The sequence below is a fragment of the Paraburkholderia podalyriae genome (assembly GCF_014397785.1).
Lineage (GTDB): Bacteria > Pseudomonadota > Gammaproteobacteria > Burkholderiales > Burkholderiaceae > Paraburkholderia > Paraburkholderia podalyriae.
On the sequence record NZ_VZQQ01000042.1, the window covers coordinates 25463 to 46757 of the forward strand.

Consider the following 21295-nt stretch of genomic DNA (forward strand, 5'->3'; position numbering starts at 1 on the left):
GGTGATCACGTCATGCGGCTCTTCGCGAGCGGCGGATTCGCCGCGAAATAGCGCTTGATGCCGGTCAGAATCGCGTTGGCCATCTTTTCGCGGTACGCGTCGTCGTTCAGGTGGCGCTCTTCGTCCGGATTGCTGATGAACGCGGTCTCGACGAGGATCGACGGGATGTCCGGCGCCTTCAGCACCGCGAAGCCGGCCTGCTCGACCGAGCCCTTGTGCAGCTTGTTGATGTCGCCGATCTCTTTGAGCACGAAGTTGCCATAGCGCATCGAGTCGCGAATCTGCGCGGTGGTCGACATGTCGAACAGCGTGCGGTTCACGGTGGCGTCGTCGGACTTGATGTTGATGCCGCCGATCAGATCCGACGAGTTCTCCTTGTTCGCCATCCAGCGCGCGGCTGCGCTCGACGCGCCATGCTCCGACAGCGCGAACACCGACGAGCCCTTCGCCTCGGGCGTCGTGAACGCATCCGCGTGGATCGACACGAACAGGTCCGCGCCGACGCGGCGCGCCTTCTGCACGCGCACGTTCAGCGGCACGAAGAAGTCGGCGTCACGCGTCATCATCGCGCGCATGTTCGGCTGCGCGTCGATCTTCGCGCGCAGCTTCTTCGCGATGTCGAGCGCGACGTGCTTCTCGTAGGTGCCGCCGCCGCCGATCGCGCCCGGGTCCTCGCCGCCATGACCCGGATCGATCGCGACGGTGAGCAGTCGCACGGTGTTGCCGCGGCCCGGCTTGGGCGTGGTGAACGCGTAGGTGTCGTCGCTATTGGCGAGGTTATCGTTGTCGAGGCCGTGCGCGGCGCCGTTGCCACCCTTGTTGCGGGCGATCGCGGCGGGCGGCGCGAGTGGCGCGGAGGGCGCGGAGGGCGTTGCCTGTCTGCCGGCAATGACCGGCGCTGACGGCGCCGTCGTGCCATGCGTGGGCGGATGCGGCACGCCCGCGGCCCCGCTACCGGCGCCGCCGTTCTGCGCGTAACGCTCGAAGAACGCCTCGCTGTTGTCGGCGGGCGGCGCCGTGCCGGGGCCGGCGAGCGTCGCGGGCGGCGCGCTGTTTTCTTCGTTGAGCGCCTGCTGCTTGCGCTCGGTCTGCGCGAGCAGGTCCATCAACGGATCGGGCGCGACAGCCGGATACAGGTCGAACACGAGCCGGTACTTGTACGCGCCGACCGGCGGCAGCGCAAACACCTGCGGCTTCACCGAGCCCTTCAGGTCGAACACCATGCGCACCACGTGCGGCTGATACTGCCCGACCCGCACCGACGAAATCTGCGGATCGTTTGGTGTGATCTTCGAGACCAGTTCCTTCAGCGCCTGATCGAGGTCGAGGCCGTTCAGATCGACGACGAGCCGGTCCGGTCCCTGCAGCAGTTGCTGCGTGTTCTGCAGCGGCTGATCGGATTCGATCGTCACGCGCGTGTAGTCGCGCGCGGGCCACACGCGCACGCCGAGCACCGAGCTCGCCAACGCCGGACGCGGCGCGACGAGGCCGAGCACGAGCGTCGATGCGCCGGCGCGCAGGATCTGCCGGCGCCGCCAGTTATGCGTTGCGCCTGCCGCCGATTCGATCGAGTGGAAGGGTTTGATTAACATCTTTCGAGACATGCCTTTCCTGATTCGCTATAGGCGCGTGCGACGAGTACGCGTGCGTCTGCGTTTGCGTCTGGGTTGCCGGCGAGCCCGAGCGAGAAGACGAGATCCGGCACGCCGAGCAGCGGGCCCGCGCGTTGCGGCCATTCGACGAGGCAGACCGCGCCACTATCGAAATATTCGCGAAAGCCCGCGTCGGCCCATTCGGCCGGATCGGTGAATCTGTACAGATCGAAGTGATAGAGCGCGAGTTCCCCAGCGGGTCGCTCGAGCAGATACGGTTCGACGAGCGTGTAAGTCGGACTGCGCACGCGGCCGCTGTGACCGAGCCCGCGCAAGGTCGCGCGCACGAGCGTGGTTTTGCCGGCGCCGAGATCGCCGACGAGTTGCACTTGCAGGCCGTGGAACGCGAGGCCGCTTGCGGTGCCCGGCTGGGTTCGCGGTCCCGGCTGCGAGGCTGCGCGCACGCTTTCGATCGCCTGTGCGAAGCGCGCGCCGAACGCCTGCGTGGCGGCTTCGTCGGCGAGCGCGAAAGAGCGTTCGAACAGGACGGGAGCGGACGGTAGCGTCGCGTGATCGGAATTGACGGGCATTCTCGTAAAATGGCGTGATGAACCGAAGTCCGAAGTCCCCTGTTTCCCGCACGCCCGCATCGGCCGATGATGGCGCGCGGGCTTCTGATGCAACGTCCCGTTTCGACGAAGCGGCGCTTGGTGCGCTCGCGCTCGACATCAAGACGTGGGGCCGTGAACTCGGTTTCGGGGCGATCGGCATTAGCGATACCGATCTGTCGGCCGCGGAAGCGCCGCTTGCAGCGTGGCTCGAAGCGGGTTGCCACGGCGAGATGGATTATATGGCCAAACATGGCATGAAACGCGCGCGGCCGGCCGAGCTTGTGGCCGGCACGCGACGCGTGATCACCGCCCGCATCGCCTATTTGCCCGCGCGGACGCGGGGTGAAAGCATGCCGCAAGACGTAGCGCAACCCGCCTCACGCCCGACACCCCGTGCGGGCGACTGGCGCGCGGCCGAGCATGCGCGGCTCGCGGACCCGTCGACGGCGGTCGTCTCGATCTATGCGCGCGGCCGCGACTATCACAAGGTGATGCGTCAGCGCCTGCAACAACTGGCCGACCGGATCGAGGCGGCGATCGGTCCGTTCGGCTATCGCGTGTTCACCGACTCGGCGCCGGTGCTCGAAGTCGAGCTCGCGCAGAAAGCCGGCATCGGCTGGCGCGGCAAGCACACATTGCTGCTGCAGCGCGACGCCGGCTCGCTGTTTTTCCTCGGCGAGATCTATGTCGATGTGCCGCTGCCGACCGACGCCGACACGTCGCCCGAGGTCGCGCCCGAAACGCCGGGCTCGCATTGCGGTAGCTGCGCGCGCTGCATCGGCGCCTGTCCGACCGGCGCGATCGTCGCGCCATACAAGGTCGACGCGCGGCGCTGCATCTCGTATCTGACGATCGAGCTGAAGGGCAGTATTCCGCTCGACATGCGGCCGCTGATCGGCAATCGCGTGTACGGGTGCGATGACTGCCAACTCGTGTGTCCATGGAACAAGTTCGCGCAGGCCGCGCCCGTCGCCGATTTCGACGTGCGGCATGGGCTCGATCGCGCGTCGCTGGTCGAACTGTTCTCGTGGAGCGCCCAGGATTTCGATACGCGCATGCAGGGCAGCGCGATTCGCCGCATCGGTTATGAGAGCTGGCTGCGCAATCTCGCGGTCGGCATGGGCAACGCGTTGCGTGCCGCGCCCGCGAGCCTTGACGCCGATGCGCGCGCCGCGATCGTGCGGGCGTTGAGGCAGCGGGTCGACGATCCGTCCGCGCTCGTACGCGAGCATGTGGAGTGGGCGCTCGAAGCGGCGTAAAGTCGTGGCAATTCGGTGTCGGCAATCTGGCACGCTAGAGGAGCAGGCAATCATGTTCAACGCAGTGATCGATGCGCCGTTCGGCAAGATCGGCATCCGGCTCGAAGGCGAAGCCGTGCGCGAGATCGTCTATCTGCCCGACTCGACGCGCAACGTCGCGCCCGACACGCCGCTCGCACGCGAGGTGGCCGAACAGATCGAGCGTTATTTCGAGCACGCGTCAGCGAAGTTCGAACTGCCGCTTGCCGAGTGCGGCACCGCGTTCCAGCGGCGCGTGTGGCAGGCGATCAGCGACATCCCGCCCGGCGTCGTGCTGACTTACGGACAACTCGCGAAGCAGCTCGGCAGCGTGCCGCGCGCGGTCGGCCAGGCGTGCGGCGCCAATTTCTTTCCGATCGTGATTCCGTGTCACCGCGTGGTGAGTTCGAGCGGCATCGGCGGCTTCGCGCATGATGGCGGCGACGGCTTCTTCCGCAACGTGAAGCGCTGGCTGCTCGCGCATGAAGGTGTGCCGTACGCATGAGCACGAGCACCACCACCGATACCGCTATACACGTCGAAGACACAGCCGTCGCATCACCGCTGCTGCTGACCAGCTCCGCATCGATCGACGCCTTCTGCGACGCGCTGTGGCTCGAGCATGGCCTGTCGCGCAACACGCTCGACGCGTATCGCCGCGACTTGCGGCTCTTCTGCGAATGGCTCGCGCACGCGCGCAACGCTTCGCTCGACACCGCGAGCGAAGCCGACCTGAACGCGTACAGCGCGGCGCGGCAAAAGGACAAGGCGACTTCGGCGAACCGCCGGCTGTCGGTGTTTCGCCGCTATTACGCATGGGCGGTGCGCGAGCATCGCGCGGCCGCCGATCCGACCTTGCGTATCCGCTCGGCGAAGCAGCCGCCGCGATTTCCTTCGACGTTGAGCGAGGTCCAGGTCGAAGCGTTGCTCGGCGCACCCGACATCGACACGCCGCTCGGCTTGCGCGATCGCACGATGCTCGAGTTGATGTACGCGAGCGGCTTGCGCGTGACCGAACTGGTCACGCTGAAAACCGTCGAGGTGGGACTCAACGAAGGCGTCGTGCGCGTCACTGGCAAGGGCTCGAAGGAGCGGCTAGTTCCGTTCGGCGAAGAGGCGCACGCGTGGATCGAGCGCTATCTGCGCGAGGCACGCCCGGCGCTGCTCGGCCCGCGCGCGGCCGATGCGCTATTCGTGACGGCACGCGCGGAAGGCATGACGCGCCAGCAGTTCTGGAACATCATCAAGCGACACGCGCAGGCTGCGGGCGTCCATGCGCCGTTGTCGCCGCACACGCTGCGGCACGCGTTCGCGACCCATCTGCTCAATCACGGCGCGGATCTACGCGTCGTGCAATTGCTGCTCGGTCACACCGATATTTCGACGACGCAGATCTATACGCACGTCGCGCGAGAGCGGCTGAAATCGCTGCATGCGCAGCATCATCCGCGCGGGTGAGCACGACGTGAAGCGAGCGGGGTGGCCGCCGCGCTTCACAACAATTCGCGCAACCTGTGCTTCAGAATCTTCCCGGTCGACGCGGCCGGCAACGCCGCGAGCACCTTCAGCTCGACCGGCCGCTTGTATGGCGCGAGCCGCTCGCCGCACCAGGTCATCAATTCCGCGAACGTGACCGTCGCGCCGGCAGTCAGCTCGACGAACGCGATCACCTCCTCGTTGCCCTCGACCGCGCGCCCGATCACCGCCGACTGCACGACCTGCGGATGCGCGTTCAGCACGTGCTCGACCTCGGCCGGATACACGTTGAAGCCCGAGCGGATGATCAGCTCCTTGCTGCGCCCGACGATATGCAATGCGCCGTCCGCGTCCTGCCGCGCAAGGTCGCCGGTCTTCAGCCAGCCGTCCTCGGTGACGCTCGCGCGGGTCTGCTCAGGGTTGCGGTAGTAGCCGAGCATTACGTTCGGCCCGCGCACCCACAGTTCGCCGATCTCGCCCGGCGCGGCTGCGCCGCCGTCGAGCCCGACGAACTTCACCTCGACGCCCGGAATGACCTCGCCGACCGAGCAATCGGCGCGCGGCGCGTCGAGCATGGTGTGCGACACGGTCGGGCTGCTTTCGGTCATCCCGTAGCCGTTGTGCAGCGGCAGACCGTACACCGCTTCGGCCTGCGCCTTCAGCGCGGCGTCGAGCGGCGAGCCGCCCGAGTACGCGAAGCGCAACCGCGGTGCGGACCACGCGTGGTCGTGCGTGTGCAGATGTTCGAGCAGCTTCGCGTGCATCGCCGGCACGCCCTGGAAGATCGACACGCGCTCGCTGGCGAGGGCGCGGCGCACCGCTTCGGGCACGAAGCGCGGCGCAAGCCGCAGCGTCGCGCCCGCATGCAGGCTGCCGAGGCACACTGACGCGAAGCCATACACGTGCGAGATCGGCAGCACCGCATAGACGACGTCGTCGGGCCCGACCTTACGCAGCCGGCTCGACACGGCCGCGATGTACAGCAGGTTGCGATGCGACAGCATCACGCCTTTCGGCGCGCCGGTGGTGCCGGTCGTGTAGATCAGTGCCGCGCATTGGCGGTCGCTGGCGGCTTCGAGCGGTTCGGCTTGTACGCTGACGTCCGCCGCATACGACCATGCGCCGATGTCCGGCGATAGCGTGGGTGCCGGTGTCGTTTGATGACGCTGCGCATGCTGGCGCGCATCGGGCGAGCTTTCGACCGCATATGCGACGACGCGCGGTTGCGCATGCGCGCGGATCGAATCGAGTTCGGCGGCCGACAGACGAGCGTTCGACACCAGCGCCCACGCATCGAGCTTCGCGGTCGCGAACAGCAGCACGATTTGCGTGATGCTGTTCTCCGCGACGATCATCACGCGATCGCCGCCGCGCACGCCCCAGCCGCGCAACAGCGCGGCGGCGGCATCGACGGCCTGCAGCAGTTGCGCACTGGTCAGGCGGCGCGCATCTTCGATCAGCGCGACATGCCGCGGATCGCGCGCGGCGGCGAGCGCCGGAATGTCGCTGATGCGAGGGGGCAAGGCGGCGAGCAGCGCGGGGATGTCGATCGTGGAACGGATGGATGAAGCCTGCTTCAACGCTGTCTCCTCTTTACCAATTCGCTTGCCCTGTGTGCAGTATCTCGCACCACGCCGGCATATTTTCGAACGATCGTGCCACAAACGTCGAACCCGCACAATTGGCCTTCCGGCAAATACCCGTGGTGCCCACTCGCCATTACAATGCGCCGATGAGCAAATCCAGACACGTGTCCGAAACCCCCGCCACGCAGCTGCTGCGCCGGCATGGCGTGACGTTCGGCGAGCATCCTTACGACTACGTCGAGCATGGCGGCACCGCGGAATCGTCGCGCCAGCTCGGCGTCGACGAGCGTCACGTCGTGAAGACGCTGGTGATGGAAGACGAGCACGCGAAGCCGTTGATCGTGCTGATGCACGGCGATCGTACCGTCAGCACGAAAAATCTCGCGCGGCAGATCGGCGCGAAGCGCGTCGAGCCGTGCAAGCCCGAGGTTGCGAGCCGGCATTCGGGTTATCTGATCGGCGGCACGTCGCCGTTCGGTACGCGCAAGCAGATGCCGGTGTATGTCGAGTCGACCATTCTCGAGATGGACCGGATCTGGTTGAACGGCGGACGGCGCGGCTTTCTCGTTAGCATCGAGCCAAAGGTGCTCACCAATCTGCTAGCAGCAAAACCGGTGCAGTGCGCGAGCGTGGACTGACGCGGATGCGCGAGTTGACGTTTGCCTGAATGTTTTTCGCGCTGGCACGTTCGGTAGAATGTGCGCCGCCCTGTTTCGACGGGCATGCCCTGTTGCGGTTGGGGTATCGAATGTCAGACCGCGATCCTTATAAGAGTCCCAGATGCAAATCCTGATCGTCGCTGTCGTTGCCTATCTGATCGGTTCGCTGTCGTTTGCCGTGATCGTGAGCGCCGCGATGGGTCTCGACGACCCGCGCTCGTACGGCTCGGGCAACCCGGGCGCCACCAACGTGCTGCGCAGCGGCAGCAGGAAGGCCGCGATTCTGACGCTGATCGGCGACGCGTTCAAGGGCTGGCTGCCGGTGTGGCTGGTCGTGCATTTCGGCGCGCGTTACGGGCTCGACGAGCGCTCGATCGCGATTGCGTCGCTCGCGGTGTTCCTCGGCCACCTGTATCCGATCTTCTTTCGCTTCAAGGGCGGCAAGGGCGTCGCGACCGCGGCGGGCGTTTTGCTCGCGATCAATCCGACGCTCGGCGTCGCAACCTTGCTGACCTGGCTGATCGTCGCGTTTTTTACCCGCTACTCGTCGCTGGCGGCGCTGTGCTCGGCGCTGTTCGCGCCGCTCTTCTATGTATTCCTGTTCGGACCGCGCATCGTGGCGCTCGCGGTTCTGGTGATGAGCCTGCTGCTCGTGTGGCGGCATCGCGGCAATATCGCGAAGCTGATGCGGGGGCAGGAGAGCCGTATCGGCGACAAGAAGAAGGTCGCGAGTCCGGCGGCGGGCAACGATCTCTGAAGTGGGCTGAGCCGCATCGCCCGGCTCGATGTGAAGCGTTGTCGAGTGCGCGCAAGGCGCGTTGCAAGCCTCGCGCGCCGTGCCGCCTAGTCGCGGAAGTTGTTGAAGTCGAGCGGCGTGTCGGTCACGTCCTTGCGCAGCATCGCGATCACGCTTTGCAGATCGTCCCGCTTCGCACCGGTGATGCGCACCGCATCGCCCTGAATGCTCGCCTGCACCTTGATCTTGCTGTCCTTCACGAGACGCACGATTTTCTTCGACAGATCGCCCGACACGCCCTTCTTGATCTTGATGACCTGCTTGACCTTGTCGCCGCCGATCTTCTCGATCTTGCCGTAGTCGAGGAAGCGCACGTCGACGTTGCGCTTGGCCATTTTCGACAGCAGCACGTCCTTCACCTGACCGAGCTTGAAGTCGTCGTCGGCGTACGCGGTGATGTCGTTTTCCTTGTGTTCGACGCGCGCGTCGGACCCCTTGAAGTCGAAACGCGTGGAAATTTCCTTGTTGGACTGTTCGATCGCGTTCTTGACTTCGATCATGTTCGCTTCGCAGACGACGTCAAACGATGGCATTGCTTTCTCCCAATAGTGCGGCAGTGCGCGACGCGGCCGGTCGGCTGCGCGCGGGGCACTCGCTATAATCACGGACCGGACGTCATTTTACCGACGCCGCTCTCTTTTGCCCAAGGCCGCCGCGCTGCGTCGTGACGGCGGGCGATCCGGCGTCGGGCGGCGTCGTTGCAGTCGTCGTACGCGTCATTGGTCGTTTTCGTTGCTTCTCGTTGCTTCCCGTCGTTGCCCTGTTGCCACTCCGATGTCCCGATCCGCTCTTGCCGCTTCCACTGTCGCGTCCCTCATTTCCGGCTATCCGCTGAAGGCCCACAATACGTTCGGCTTCGACGTGCGCGCGCAGTTCGCGTGCCTGATCGAGCGTGAGGAGCAGTTGCTCGCCGCGGTGCGCGATCCGCGCGTCGCGGGCCTGCCGCGCCTCGTGCTCGGCGGCGGCAGCAACGTCGTGCTGACCGGCGACTTCGCCGGGCTCGTACTTCTGGTGGCGCTGCGCGGCCGCCGCGTGGTGCGCGAGGATCAGCACGCGTGGTATGTCGAGGCGGCCGGCGGCGAGCCGTGGCACGAGTTCGTCGCGTGGACGTTGGCGCAGCGCATGCCCGGCCTCGAGAACCTCGCGCTGATTGCTGGGACGGTTGGCGCGGCGCCGATCCAGAACATCGGTGCATACGGGCTCGAATTGTGCGAACGCTTCGCGTCGCTGCGGGCGATCGAGCTCGCGACCGGCGAGGCGGTCGAGCTCGACGCCGATGCGTGCCAGTTCGGGTATCGCGACAGCTTTTTCAAGCGGGAAGGGCGCGAGCGCTTCGTGATCGCGTCGGTGACGTTCCGGTTGCCGAAGGCGTGGCAGCCGCGCGCGGGCTACGCGGATCTTGCGCGCGAGCTGGCGGCGCGCGGTCATGCGGCCGCCGCCGGGGAAGCCGATGATGCGGCGATGCAGCCGACCGCGCAGGCCATTTTCGATGCGGTCGTCGCCGTGCGGCGCGCCAAGCTGCCCGATCCGCGCGAACTGGGCAACGCGGGGAGCTTCTTCAAGAATCCGGTGATCGACGCCGCGCAGTTCGAGGCGCTCAAGCGCCGCGAGCCGGAAATCGTGTCGTATACGCAAGCGGACGGCCGTGTGAAGCTGGCAGCGGGCTGGCTGATCGACCGATGCGGTTGGAAGGGCCGCGCGATGGGCGCGGCGGCCGTGCATGAGCGGCAGGCGCTGGTGCTGGTGAATCGCGGTGGCGCAAGCGGCTCGGAACTGCTGGCGCTGGCGCGGGCGATCCAGCGCGACGTGTCCGAGCGATTCGGCGTGGAACTGGAGGCGGAGCCGGTTTGCCTGTGAGCGGCAGTTCACTCGTTTCGCGCTGAATTTGCGCGCGAAGCTTCACCGACGACGAATGCAAAAAGGCGCCGGAAGTTTCCTCCCGGCGCCTTTTTTGTACCGCGGTTCCCGCAGGTGTCTGGGCGAGCGGCTCGCTCAGTGATTGAGCTTGCCGAGCAGCAGGTATTCCATCAACGCCTTCTGCACGTGCAGACGGTTCTCCGCCTCATCCCACACGACGCTCTGGGGTCCGTCGATCACTTCCGCGCTGACTTCCTCGCCGCGATGCGCGGGCAGGCAGTGCATGAAGAGCGCGTCGGGATTCGCTCGCGCCATCATGTCGGCGTCGACACACCAGTCCGCGAAAGCCTTCTTGCGCGCTTCGTTCTCGGCCTCGAAGCCCATGCTGGTCCAGACGTCGGTGGTGACGAGATCGGCGCCCGCGCAGGCTTCGTTCGGGTCGTCGAATTCCTCGTAGAACGGCGCGCTTTCCGCCGAGACGAGCGCGCGGTCGAGCTTGTAACCGGGCGGCGTGGACAGGCGCAGCTTGAAGCCGAGAATCTGCGCGGCTTCGATCCACGTGTACAGCATATTGTTGGCGTCGCCGACCCACGCGACCGTTTTGTCGCGGATCGGACCGCGATGTTCGAAGTACGTGAAGACGTCCGCGAGCACCTGGCACGGGTGGTATTCGTTCGTGAGCCCGTTGATCACCGGCACGCGCGAGTTTTCGGCGAAGCGCTGGATGATGTCTTGGCCGAACGTGCGGATCATGATGATGTCGACCATGCGCGAGATAACCTGGGCAGCGTCTTCGATCGGCTCGCCGCGGCCGAGCTGCGTGTCGCGCGTGCTCATGAACACCGCGTGACCGCCGAGCTGGAAGATGCCGGCTTCGAACGACAGGCGCGTGCGCGTCGAATTCTTTTCGAAGATCATCGCCAGCGTGCGGTCATGCAGCGGGTGATAAGTCTCGTAGTTCTTGAATTTGCGTTTCAGGATGCGCGCGCGTTCCAGCACGTACTCGTAGTCTTCCAGCGAGAAATCCTTGAACTGCAGGTAGTGGCGAATTTTCTTGGCGGTCATGAAACGAATACGGCGGTCTGACCCGGCAGGGGTGCCGGACTGCGCCGCCGTCGATTTGGGTGGTAAGTCAATGCAGCATAAAGGATTTCGCCTCGTTTGACGAGTCGGCCGGAAAGGCGGCGCAAGCTGTCCGAAAGCGTCGTGACAGGCTTCGCGGGATTATCGGAGGGCGCTTGTGTGCGGCTTGTGTGCGGTGCGGAAAAGGCCTCGCTGCGCTATAATCTGCAGGTTATCCCAAGGCCCAGCAGGCGGGCGTTTCGCATGAGGAAACGCGGTTCGCGCGGCGCAGAAAGCCTGTCACGGCGTGGCCGTCACGACAGACGCCAGAGCGGTTCAGCCGGTTTGCCGCAGCGGTTCTCGTGGTGCGGTTCGTCGTTGTCGCGTTAGCGCCAGATTCCACGCACGTAGCAAGTGGCTGCAAGCGCTTGCCGTGTATGCCGCTCGCGGTGAATTCTGGCGTACAACTGGCCTCGCCGGTTGGCCGTCATTCCGCTGGGCAGTCACACAGGTATTCCTACATGGCCGAAGCAGCTCCAATCGAATATTTCATTCAGGGTATTACGTCGGCCGGAAAAAAGTTTCGGCCGAGCGACTGGTCGGAGCGGCTCGCGGGCGTCATGTCGTCGTTCGGACCCGGCGTGAGGAAGGGGCCGAACGCCTATATGCAGTACTCGCTGTACGTACGGCCGACCATGATCGGCGACCTCAAATGCGTGATTCTCGATTCTCGGCTGCGCGACATCGAACCGATGGCCTTCGATTTCGTTATGAACTTCGCGAAAGACAACGACCTGCTCGTCACCGAGGCGTGCGAGCTGGAACTCGAGCAGGCGCCTGCGCCGCAAGCCAAACGGCACGTGATCTGACACAAGCCGATCGGATCGGCAAAAGCAAAAAACAAAAACCCGCAAGTAGCGGGTTTTTTTGTGGCTGGTGGTCCATCGAAACAAAAAAGCCCGCCAAAGCGGGCTTCTTGCAGCGGAAACAGGAGGTAGCCCGCCGAAGCGGGCCGACCGGAATTACTGCACTGCGGGCGCTTGCAGACCCTTGAGGGCTGCGGCGAGGCGGCTCTTGTTGCGAGCTGCCTTGTTCTTGTGAACGATGTTCTTGTCGGCGATGATGTCGATGGTCTTCGACGATGCCTTGAAGATTTCGGCGGCCTTAGCGTGGTCGCCTGCCTCGATTGCCTTGCGGACAGCCTTGATAGCCGTGCGGAACTTCGAGCGCAGTGCCGAGTTGTGCGAGTTTGCCTTCGCGGCCTGGCGGGCGCGCTTGCGTGCTTGTGCGGAGTTAGCCATGACGGTTCCTTATCCTGTTCCTGTTTCCAGTACCTGGCCTTCGATGATGAGGCGAGGTGCTGCTTCTCGATCCGAACCCTTGGAAGCGATTGCCCAAGGGCGCAAAAGTGTCGAAAAAATCGATCGAACTACGCGAAGGCGGGCCCGTGTTTCGCGGCATCCGGTTGCATTGACAGGCGGCGCTGCGCCAACCTGACAATCCCTTCCGAAGACCGTTTGAAAATTGAGCAAGCTTCGAAACCGACGATTATAGCAACGAAATCAGGCACGTGGCAACGGAAAACGCGCGAGGGCGCCACAGTGAGCGGTCCAGCGTCATGTTGGCGCTTATGCGCTGGTCCGCTCGTACGAGGGCGCCGATCGAAGCTGCCGGTGGCGCCCGGAATACCGTAAAAAGCACAAATAATTGCGCTTCCCAGTCGATGGCGGCGAACGTCCGCGTGGCAAATCGGTCCGAATCGCGTTCCGGCTCGTCGCCCGCATTGGCGGGACCCGTATAATAAGCGCCCCATGAATCTATTCCGAGCCCTGCTGACGGTCAGCGGCTTCACGCTGCTGTCGCGCGTGACCGGACTGGCCCGTGAAACGTTGATCGCCCGTGCGTTCGGCGCCAGTCAATACACCGACGCTTTTTACGTCGCCTTTCGCATTCCGAACCTGCTGCGCCGCATTTCCGCCGAAGGCGCGTTCTCGCAGGCCTTCGTTCCGATCCTCGCCGAGTTCAAGAACCAGCAAGGCCACGACGCCACCAAGGCGCTCGTCGACGCGACCTCGACCGTGCTCGCGTGGGCGCTTGCCGTGCTGTCAGTGATAGGCGTGATCGGCGCGTCGGGCGTCGTGTTCGTCGTCGCGTCGGGTCTCGCGCATGAGGGGCACGCGTACCAGCTCGCGGTTGCGATGACGCGCATCATGTTCCCGTACATCATTTTCATCTCGCTGACGTCGCTGGCGTCGGGCGTGCTGAATACGTACAAGAACTTTTCGCTGCCCGCGTTCGCGCCGGTGCTGCTTAACGTCGCGTTCATCGTCTCCGCGGTATTCCTCGCGCCGCGCCTGCAAACGCCGGTCTATGCGCTCGCCTGGGCAGTGATCGTCGGCGGCGTACTGCAATTCGTCGTCCAGTTGCCGGGCCTCAAGAAGATCGACATGGTGCCGCGCATCGGCCTGAACCCGCTGCGCGCGCTCGCGCATCGCGGCGTAAAGCGCGTGCTCGCGAAGATGGTGCCGGCGATGTTCGCGGTGTCGGTCGCGCAGATCAGCCTGATCATCAACACCAACATCGCGTCGCACATCGGCCTTGGCGCGGTCTCGTGGATCAACTACGCCGACCGGCTGATGGAGTTTCCGACCGCGCTGCTCGGCGTCGCGCTCGGCACGATCCTGCTGCCGAGCCTATCGAAGGCGCACGTCGATGCCGATTCCCACGAGTACTCGTCGCTGCTCGACTGGGGGCTGCGCGTCACGTTTCTGCTCGCCGCGCCGAGCGCGATCGCGCTGTTCTTTTTCGCGCAGCCGTTGACGGCCGTGCTGTTCAACTACGGCAAGTTCGACGGCAACGCGGTCGTGATGGTGAGCCGCGCGCTGGCCGCCTACGGCGTAGGCCTGGTCGGCCTGATCCTGATCAAGATTCTCGCGCCGGGCTTCTACGCGAAGCAGGATATCAAGACACCGGTGAAGATCGGCATCGGCGTGCTGGTCGTCACTCAGCTCAGCAACTACGCGTTCGTGCCGGTGTTCGCGCATGCGGGTCTCACGCTGAGCGTCGGGCTCGGCGCTTGCGTCAACGCGTTGCTGCTATTCATTGGTCTGCGCAAACGCGGCATCTATATGCCGTCGCATGGCTGGCTCAAGTTTTTCGTGCAGTTGCTCGGCGCATGCCTCGTGCTCGCCGGCGTGATGCGCTGGTTCGCGATCAGCTTCGACTGGATTGGCATGCGTAACCAGCCGGTCAGCCGCATCGTGTTGCTGGGTGCGTGCCTCGTGCTGTTCGCCGCGCTATATTTCGGTATGCTTTTGCTGATGGGCTTCAAGCACGCGTATTTCAAAAGGCGAGTGAAGTGATCACCATGTCGCGGGTTCTCGATTATTTCAGTACGCTCGTCGCCGAAGACGAGAGTCTGCCGCTGACCGAGACGGCGCTCTCGATCGCGCAGGATGCCTATCCCGACCTCGATCTGCAGTCGGTGCTCGCCGAGATCGACGAACTGGTGCTGCGGCTACGGCGTCGCATGCCCGACGATGCCGACATCCGTCAGAAGGTCGGTATCCTTAATCGGTTCTTTTTCCGCGAACTCGGTTTCGCGAGCAATCTGAACGATTACTACGACCCCGACAACAGTCATCTGCACGTCGTACTCAAACGTCGCCGTGGTATTCCGATTTCGCTCGCGGTGCTCTATCTGGAGATGGCCGAGCAATTCGGCGTGCCGGTGCGCGGGGTGTCGTTTCCAGGCCACTTCCTGCTGCGCGTGACAACGCCCGATGGTGACGTGATGCTCGATCCGACCACCGGTCATTCGCTGTCCGAAGCCCAAATGGTCGAGATGCTCGAGCCGTACGTCGCGTCGGCTGGGGATTCGGTCGGGCGCGCGCTGCGAATCCTGTTGCAACCGGCTACGCGTCGCGAGATCGTCGCGCGGATGTTGCGCAACCTGAAGGCGATCTATCTGCAGACCGAGCGCTGGCAGCGTCTGCTCGCGGTGCAGCAACGGCTCGTCATTTTACTGCCGGACAACATCGAGGAAGTGCGCGATCGCGGCTTCGCGTATGCGCGGCTCGATTATCTGCGGCCAGCGCTCGAGGATCTCGAAAGCTATCTTGGCGATCGCCCCGATGCGGAAGATGCCACCGTGGTCGAGTCGCAGCTGCATGAATTGCGGCAGCGCACGCGGCACGATGGCGGCGAGTAGCGACGCGCATTTCCACGCTGCATAAAGCGCAAACGCCTGCACATGTCACACATGCACAGGCGTTTTTTTCACCGGATGCGGGGCCTGGCCGCGCATCGGCGAGCAGATCGATCGCTACGCGATCGTCACTTCGGCTGCATACGGATCGCGCCGTCGAGTCGGATCACCTCGCCGTTCAGCATCGGATTGTCGAAGATCTGCTTGGCAAGCATCGCGTATTCGGCCGGTTTGCCGAGGCGCGGTGGGAACGGCACCATCGCGCCGAGCGCATCCTGCACTTCCTGCGGCATGCCGAGCAGCATCGGCGTTTCGAAGATGCCGGGGGCGATCGTCATCACGCGGATCGCGTTGCGCGACAGGTCGCGCGCGATCGGCAGCGTCATGGCGACCACGCCGCCCTTCGACGCGGAGTAGGCCGCCTGGCCGATCTGGCCGTCGAACGCGGCGACCGATGCCGTGTTAATGATCACGCCTCGCTCGCCGTTGGCGTTCGGCTCGTTCTTCGCCATCTGCACCGCGGCGAGCCGGATCATGTTGAACGTGCCGATCAGGTTGATCGAGATCGTGCGCGTGAACAGATCGAGCGAATGGGGGCCATCCTTGCCGACGGTCTTCACGGCCGGCGCGACGCCCGCGCAGTTGACGAGACCGCGCAGCGTGCCGAGCTTCGTCGCGGCTTCGACGGCCTGTTGCGCGTCCTGTTCGCGGCTCACGTCGCACTTGACGAATACGCCGCCGAGTTCCTTCGCGAGCGCCTCTCCGGTGTCAAGATTCAGATCGGCGAGCACGACCTTGCCACCGTTCTCGACGAGCAGGCGCGCGGTGGCGGCGCCGAGGCCCGATGCACCGCCGGTGATCAGGAACACATTGTCACGAATCTCCATGTCTTCTCCTTTGCTACGGTTGTTCAGTGCTGGCCCGATCGAAGCATGATTCGACGATCGATCTTAGCGGTCGTCGTGCGATGCGGAAAGCGACGCGGGCGGCGGCATGCCAGCGCTATGGAAAGCTAAGTAACCATCCGGAACGATCCGCACCGCTTGCCGCCTGAGACTTTCTCGCCCCCAATAAAAAACCCGCCGATGTGGGCGGGTCTTTCGTCAAACGCAAACAGTGCCACAGCTCCAGACCGATCCGGCTTACTTCAGCGCGTCGAACGCGCGGGCGCGAATTTCGTCGACGCTGCCAAGGCCCGAAATGCGGCGATATTGCGGGGCCTTCACGGAGCTCGACGTATCGCCGTTTTTCGCCCAGCCGTTGTAGTAGTCGATCAGCGGCTTGGTTTGCGATTCGTACACTGACAGACGCTTCTTGACCGTTTCTTCTTTGTCGTCGTCGCGCTGAATCAGCGGCTCGCCGGTGACGTCGTCGATGCCCTCGACCTTCGGCGGATTGAACGTCACGTGATACGTGCGGCCCGACGCGGGGTGCGAGCGGCGGCCGCTCATGCGCACGATGATCTCGTCGAACGGCACGTCGATTTCGAGCACGTAGTCGATCGCGACGCCGGCCTGCTTCATTGCTTCGGCTTGCGGGATCGTGCGCGGGAAGCCGTCGAACAGATAGCCGTTCGCACAGTCCGGCTGCTGCAGACGTTCCTTCACGAGGTTGATGATCAGTTCGTCGGTGACGAGCTCACCGGCGTCCATGAAGCGCTTTGCTTCGAGGCCGAGCGGCGTGCCAGCCTTGACGGCCGCGCGCAGCATGTCGCCGGTGGAAATTTGCGGGATGCCGAACTTTTCCTTGATGAAGTTGGCCTGAGTGCCTTTGCCGGCACCCGGTGCACCCAACAGGATCAAACGCATGAATATCTCCAGATCTATGTGAATTCTTGGTTGACGCGACATGCTTCCCGGCGATTCTCGCAGGTTCCGCATCGGCTACCGTTGGCTACCTCGCGCTGCACGTCGAATGCGACGGCGCTGCAAGACCCGAACGGCGCGACCGGGACAACCCGCGTATCGCCTGCGCTGGGAGGCGCGCATAACCGTTCGATTATGCCACGGCTTCCCGCGCTCAAGACCCGAATAAAGCCCGTACGCGCGCGAGATCGGCGGGTGTATCGACGCCGGGTAACGGCACGTCATGCGTGACGAGTACCGCGATGCGCTCGCCATGCCACATCGCGCGCAGCTGTTCGAGCGCTTCGACCTGCTCGATCGGCGAGATCGCGAGACTCGGGTACGTGCGTAGGAATTTCGCGCGATACGCGTACAAGCCGATGTGCCGGTAAACGATGGCAGGCGCGGGCGGCGTGGGCATCGACGCGACGTTGGGCCAGTGCGCTTGCCACGCGTCGCGCGCCCACGGGATCGGCGCGCGCGAGAAATACAGCGCGACGCCTCGCGCGTCGGGCACGACCTTGACGACGTTCGGATTGAAAATTTCGGCGGGATCGGTGATCGGATGCGCGGCCGTCGCGATAGCGCAGTCGCTCGCCGTCGCCAGATGCGCGGCGACGCCGCGCACGAGCGCCGGGTCGATCAGCGGCTCGTCGCCCTGCACGTTAACGACGATCGTGTCGTCGCTCCAGCCGAAGCGGGTCGCCACTTCCGCGAGACGGTCGGTGCCCGACGGATGATCGGCGCGCGTGAGCACCGCTTCGAAGCCGTGATCGTGCGCCGCGTCGAGCACTTCCTGCGCGTCCGACGCGACCAGCACCTGCTGCGCGCCCGATTCGCGCGCGCGCTCCGCGACGCGCACGACCATCGGCTTGCCGCCGATGTCCGCGAGCGGCTTGTTGGGCAGACGCGTCGACGCCAGGCGGGCCGGCACGACGGCAATAAACGGATGAAGGGCGGTGTGGGTCATCGGATCAAGGACGGGCGGCGATCAACCGCAGGAAGAAGCTGCGCGCTCGACGGGCACGCAGGTCGGACATAAGCCGGAGCGGGAAAACGGCTGCGGATCGATTGCGGAGCAGATGCGGGGCGGACACTGGCATTGAAGCTTGCCTTGGCCCTCGCGTGAGCGAGACGACGCGACGCCTCGCACTGCAGCGGCGCTGCGGGTCAGGCGACCGAGCCGGGATTCAGATCGACCGGCGTGCCTTCGACGGTCTGCCGCGCTTCGTCGACGAGCATCACCGGAATGCCATCGCGGATCGGGTAGGCGAGCTTGTCCGCGTTGCAGATCAGTTCCTGCGCGGCGCGGTCGTAGCTGAGCGGGCCCTTGCAGATCGGGCAGACGAGGATTTCAAGCAGGCGAGCGTCCACGGACTTTCTCCACAACTAATGCAGTGAGGCGATGATCGAGCGCGGCTTCGACCGGGACTACCCAGATGCGCGCATCGTGCCAGGCCCCGAATTTTACCGCATCCTTTTCCGTAATCAGGATCGCGTCGGCGTCGATGTCGGTGAAAGGATTGCGCTCGAACGCGTAGTGATCGGGCAGCGCGCGTGTCGTGGGCGCGAGGCCCGCCGCGCGCAACGTCGCGAAAAAGCGCTCCGGAGCGCCGATGCCGGCGGCGGCCAGCACGCGCTGACCGGCGAATTGCGCGAGCGGACGGCGCAGCGCGGGATTGTCGAGATGCCACGCGTCGGCGGGCGCGAGCTGCAGTGCGAACGTGTTGGGCCACCCGGGCAGCGTGCGCGCGTACGGATCGTTGATCAGCGTCGCGTCGCGGCGGCGCGACAGCGGCTCGCGCAGCGGCCCGGCCGGCAGCAGGAAACCGTTGCCGCCGAGCCGGTGATCGAACACGACGAGTTCAACGTCGCGCGCGAGCCGATAGTGCTGCAGGCCGTCGTCGCTGACGATCACGTCGACATCGCGGTGCGCGGCGCACAGCGCCTGGGCGGCGACGACGCGATCGGGACAGACCCACACGGGTGCGCCGGTGCGGCGCGCGATCAACAAGGGCTCGTCCCCGCCGACGCGTGCCGACGAACCGGGCGTGACCTGGATCGGCGTGCTCACGCGCGCGCCGTAGCCGCGCGACACGATGCCAGGCGTGAAGCCCGCGGCGCGCAAAGCTTCGACGAGCGCGATGACGGTCGGCGTCTTGCCGGTGCCGCCGACCGTCACGTTGCCGACGACCACCACCGGCACGCCAACGCGCACCGACTTGAGCCAGCCGAGAGAAAACGCGGCGCGGCGCGCGGCCGCGATTGCGCCGAACACGCCGGCGAGCGGCGTCAGCGCCCAGGCGAGCGGTCCACGTTGCTGCCATTCGCGCGTGAGGCGCGCTTCGAGTCGGTCGCTGAGTTCGCTCATGGGCGGGTTGCGGGCACGGACTGCGCGCCGTACGCACTACGCAGGGTCAACATCAACGCGGTTCTCCGGGCAATCGAATGCGAATACGGTCGAAAAAATGAGGTGCACCTGGCGCGACGATAGGGCTCGCGCATGACGGCCTCCGGCCGGCAAGCTGTCCGCTGCGCTGCGCGATCGGCATGCCGTCGAACCCGCCACTCTAGCGCGCGGGCGTCCCGCCCGGCAAGTCGCGTGGGGCCTGACGCACGCGGGTCCACCCTATGTGCGCTTGCCCACAGTCTGTGGATAACTTTGTGGAGAACCTGCCATCCGATTGCCCGGAAGGGCCGTTCCATTTGCTTTGGATCGCGGTGCTCGCTCGCCATTGAAATGTAAATTTCATATAAATCAAGGGTCTGCCAAGGAAATTATTGACGTTGGCAGCCGTTCTGGCGGAATTCGTCAGGCGAGTCCCGCCATGTGGACACTTTTAACAATCCTGCGATTCCGGCTGGACGGCGCTCGTCGCTCGGTCTATCGTCTGTCCGGCCAGCGCTATTTATTCCTCGCATGACTCCAGAAAATCCTTTTGCTTCGGCGGCCCCACCAGGCGGTGAGGTCGTCGTTCCCGTCTCCGCGCTCAATCGCGCGATAGGCACGATGCTCGAACGCTCGTTTCCGCTCGTTTGGGTCGCGGGTGAAGTGTCGAACTTCACCCGCGCCGCGAGCGGCCACTGGTATTTCTCGATCAAAGACGCGCAGGCGCAGATGCGCTGCGTGATGTTCCGCGGTCGCGCGCAGTATGCCGAATTCATGCCACGCGAAGGCGATCGCATCGAGGTGCGAGCCCTCGTCACGATGTACGAACCGCGCGGCGAACTGCAGCTGAATATCGAAGCGGTGCGCCGCACTGGGCAGGGGCGTCTGTACGAAGCGTTTCTACGGTTGAAGGCGCAACTCGAGGCCGAGGGGCTGTTCGCCGCGGAGCGCAAGCGCGCGCTGCCGACGCATCCGCGCGCGATCGGCATCGTCACGTCGTTGCAGGCCGCCGCATTGCGCGACGTGCTGACGACGCTGTCGCGCCGCGCGCCGCACATTCCGGTGATCGTGTATCCGGCGCCGGTGCAGGGCGCGGGCGTCGGCGCGAAGCTCGCGGCGATGGTCGATGCGGCCGGCGCGCGTCGCGAGGTCGACGTGCTGATCGTGTGTCGCGGTGGCGGCTCGATCGAAGACCTGTGGGCGTTTAACGAAGAAGTGCTCGCGCGCGCGATTGCGGAAAGCGTCATTCCCGTGGTGAGCGGCGTCGGTCACGAGACCGATTTTACGATTGCCGATTTCGCCGCCGACGTACGCGCGCCCACGCCGACCGGTGCCGCCGAGCTCGTGAGCCCGCAGCGCGTCATACTGCTGCGCGAACTCGATCATCGGCACGCGACACTCGCGCGCGCGTTCGGCCGCATGATGGAGCGGCGCGCACAGCAGCTCGACTGGCTGGCGCGCCGGCTCGTTTCGCCGGCCGAGCGGCTCGCGCGGCAGCGCACTCATCTGCAGCAGTTGCGCGTGCGGCTCGCGTCGGCGGGCGCGCGGCCGGTGCGCGACGCTCGTGCGCGATTTTCGCTGCTGCAGATGCGCTGGCAACGCTGGCGTCCGGATCTCGCGGCCGAGCGCACCCGCGTCAATGCGCTGGCGCAGCGTCTGAATGCGGCGCTATCGCGCCAGCATGAACGTCAGGTCGCGCGCATCGACTTGCTCAGCGCGCGACTCGAAGTGCTGAGTCCGCAGCGCACACTCGAGCGCGGTTATGCAGCCGTGCTCGATGCGCAAAGCGGTCGCGCGATTCGCACGCCTTCGTCGCTTAAACCCGGACGTCGTTTGACGATGCATCTCGCCGAAGGCTCGGCCGATGTCGCGCTCGCCGACGTGCAAGCGCGTCTGACCGACGGTTTCTAACGTTTCGCCGACGGGCGGGTGGCGCGCG

The 21295-nt window shown here is 65.1% G+C and carries 21 protein-coding genes; 10 read left to right on the forward strand and 11 right to left on the reverse strand.

Features of this window, described 5'->3' with window-relative positions; genetic code table 11:
* Positions 1-5: 5 nt before the first annotated feature.
* Positions 6-1592, reverse strand: a complete 1587-nt coding sequence (locus tag F6X42_RS31245) for an N-acetylmuramoyl-L-alanine amidase (RefSeq protein ID WP_246530306.1) — start codon at positions 1590-1592, stop codon at positions 6-8.
* The gene (gene tsaE / locus F6X42_RS31250) at positions 1586-2182 is read right to left on the reverse strand and encodes a tRNA (adenosine(37)-N6)-threonylcarbamoyltransferase complex ATPase subunit type 1 TsaE (protein ID WP_187637892.1); all 597 of its coding nucleotides are present in this window, start codon (positions 2180-2182) and stop codon (positions 1586-1588) included. Before tsaE ends, F6X42_RS31245 begins: the two co-directional genes overlap by 7 nt.
* Positions 2183-2199: 17 nt before the next feature.
* On the opposite strand from tsaE, the gene queG reads away from it, so the two are divergent.
* Genes queG through xerD form a run of 3 tightly spaced genes read left to right on the forward strand, consistent with a single transcriptional unit; the run spans position 2200 to position 4938 of the window.
* Positions 2200-3462: a tRNA epoxyqueuosine(34) reductase QueG gene (gene queG / locus F6X42_RS31255; RefSeq protein ID WP_187637893.1), complete on the forward strand. Its 1263-nt coding sequence runs from the start codon at positions 2200-2202 to the stop codon at positions 3460-3462.
* A 52-nt stretch (positions 3463-3514) separates the two neighbouring features.
* Positions 3515-3985, forward strand: coding sequence for a methylated-DNA--[protein]-cysteine S-methyltransferase (locus F6X42_RS31260; protein ID WP_187637894.1), 471 nt, complete (start codon positions 3515-3517; stop codon positions 3983-3985).
* Positions 3982-4938, forward strand: coding sequence for a site-specific tyrosine recombinase XerD (gene xerD / locus F6X42_RS31265; protein WP_187637895.1), 957 nt, complete (start codon positions 3982-3984; stop codon positions 4936-4938). Before F6X42_RS31260 ends, xerD begins: the two co-directional genes overlap by 4 nt.
* A gap of 35 nt (positions 4939-4973) precedes the next feature.
* On the opposite strand, the gene F6X42_RS31270 is transcribed toward xerD, so the two are convergent.
* The gene (locus F6X42_RS31270; protein ID WP_187637896.1) at positions 4974-6536 is read right to left on the reverse strand and encodes a class I adenylate-forming enzyme family protein; all 1563 of its coding nucleotides are present in this window, start codon (positions 6534-6536) and stop codon (positions 4974-4976) included.
* A 152-nt stretch (positions 6537-6688) separates the two neighbouring features.
* Between F6X42_RS31270 and ybaK the strand changes: the two genes are divergently transcribed.
* Together ybaK and plsY are read left to right on the forward strand one after the other, a co-directional pair.
* Entirely contained in the window at positions 6689-7180 is a 492-nt protein-coding gene (gene ybaK / locus F6X42_RS31275) for a Cys-tRNA(Pro) deacylase (RefSeq protein ID WP_187637897.1), read from the forward strand.
* 142 nt (positions 7181-7322) lie between these two features.
* Entirely contained in the window at positions 7323-7958 is a 636-nt protein-coding gene (gene plsY / locus F6X42_RS31280) for a glycerol-3-phosphate 1-O-acyltransferase PlsY (RefSeq protein WP_187637898.1), read from the forward strand.
* Between the two features lie 86 nt (positions 7959-8044).
* Here the strand turns inward: plsY and F6X42_RS31285 are convergent, their stop codons facing one another.
* The gene (locus F6X42_RS31285) at positions 8045-8530 is read right to left on the reverse strand and encodes a YajQ family cyclic di-GMP-binding protein (RefSeq protein WP_187637899.1); all 486 of its coding nucleotides are present in this window, start codon (positions 8528-8530) and stop codon (positions 8045-8047) included.
* A 241-nt stretch (positions 8531-8771) separates the two neighbouring features.
* Here F6X42_RS31285 and murB point away from each other — a divergent pair, with 241 nt between their 5' ends.
* Positions 8772-9854 (forward strand): UDP-N-acetylmuramate dehydrogenase, encoded by a 1083-nt coding sequence (gene murB, locus F6X42_RS31290; protein ID WP_187637900.1) that lies wholly within the window; start codon positions 8772-8774, stop codon positions 9852-9854.
* Between the two features lie 135 nt (positions 9855-9989).
* On the opposite strand, the gene argF is transcribed toward murB, so the two are convergent.
* Positions 9990-10919 carry an ornithine carbamoyltransferase gene (gene argF / locus F6X42_RS31295; RefSeq protein ID WP_187637901.1) on the reverse strand — a complete coding sequence of 310 codons (930 nt, stop codon included), beginning with the start codon at positions 10917-10919 and terminating at the stop codon, positions 9990-9992.
* A gap of 518 nt (positions 10920-11437) precedes the next feature.
* On the opposite strand from argF, the gene F6X42_RS31300 reads away from it, so the two are divergent.
* Complete coding sequence (locus tag F6X42_RS31300) at positions 11438-11785, forward strand: DUF3579 domain-containing protein (protein WP_187637902.1); 348 nt, start codon at positions 11438-11440, stop codon at positions 11783-11785.
* Positions 11786-11938: 153 nt separating this feature from the next.
* Here F6X42_RS31300 and rpsT read toward each other — a convergent pair whose 3' ends face one another.
* The gene (rpsT, locus tag F6X42_RS31305) at positions 11939-12217 is read right to left on the reverse strand and encodes a 30S ribosomal protein S20 (RefSeq protein WP_187637903.1); all 279 of its coding nucleotides are present in this window, start codon (positions 12215-12217) and stop codon (positions 11939-11941) included.
* Between the two features lie 510 nt (positions 12218-12727).
* Here rpsT and murJ point away from each other — a divergent pair.
* On the forward strand, positions 12728-14278 hold the full coding sequence (gene murJ, locus F6X42_RS31310; RefSeq protein ID WP_187637904.1) for a murein biosynthesis integral membrane protein MurJ: 1551 nt from the start codon (positions 12728-12730) through the stop codon (positions 14276-14278).
* A gap of 5 nt (positions 14279-14283) precedes the next feature.
* A complete protein-coding gene (locus tag F6X42_RS31315; RefSeq protein WP_187637915.1) occupies positions 14284-15126 on the forward strand; it encodes a SirB1 family protein in 843 nt (280 codons plus the stop codon).
* Between the two features lie 125 nt (positions 15127-15251).
* On the opposite strand, the gene F6X42_RS31320 is transcribed toward F6X42_RS31315, so the two are convergent.
* The 5 genes from F6X42_RS31320 to lpxK all read right to left on the reverse strand — a co-directional run bounded on the left by F6X42_RS31320 (position 15252) and on the right by lpxK (position 19338).
* Positions 15252-16010 carry a 3-hydroxyacyl-CoA dehydrogenase gene (locus F6X42_RS31320; RefSeq protein WP_187637905.1) on the reverse strand — a complete coding sequence of 253 codons (759 nt, stop codon included), beginning with the start codon at positions 16008-16010 and terminating at the stop codon, positions 15252-15254.
* A gap of 255 nt (positions 16011-16265) precedes the next feature.
* Positions 16266-16931 carry an adenylate kinase gene (gene adk / locus F6X42_RS31325; protein WP_187637906.1) on the reverse strand — a complete coding sequence of 222 codons (666 nt, stop codon included), beginning with the start codon at positions 16929-16931 and terminating at the stop codon, positions 16266-16268.
* 211 nt (positions 16932-17142) lie between these two features.
* A complete protein-coding gene (gene kdsB / locus F6X42_RS31330; protein WP_187637907.1) occupies positions 17143-17937 on the reverse strand; it encodes a 3-deoxy-manno-octulosonate cytidylyltransferase in 795 nt (264 codons plus the stop codon).
* Between the two features lie 200 nt (positions 17938-18137).
* On the reverse strand, positions 18138-18341 hold the full coding sequence (locus F6X42_RS31335; protein WP_007180583.1) for a Trm112 family protein: 204 nt from the start codon (positions 18339-18341) through the stop codon (positions 18138-18140).
* Positions 18322-19338, reverse strand: a complete 1017-nt coding sequence (gene lpxK, locus F6X42_RS31340) for a tetraacyldisaccharide 4'-kinase (RefSeq protein WP_187637908.1) — start codon at positions 19336-19338, stop codon at positions 18322-18324. Before lpxK ends, F6X42_RS31335 begins: the two co-directional genes overlap by 20 nt.
* 549 nt (positions 19339-19887) lie before the next feature.
* Here lpxK and xseA point away from each other — a divergent pair.
* Complete coding sequence (xseA, locus tag F6X42_RS31345; protein ID WP_187637909.1) at positions 19888-21267, forward strand: exodeoxyribonuclease VII large subunit; 1380 nt, start codon at positions 19888-19890, stop codon at positions 21265-21267.
* Positions 21268-21295 lie beyond the last annotated feature (28 nt).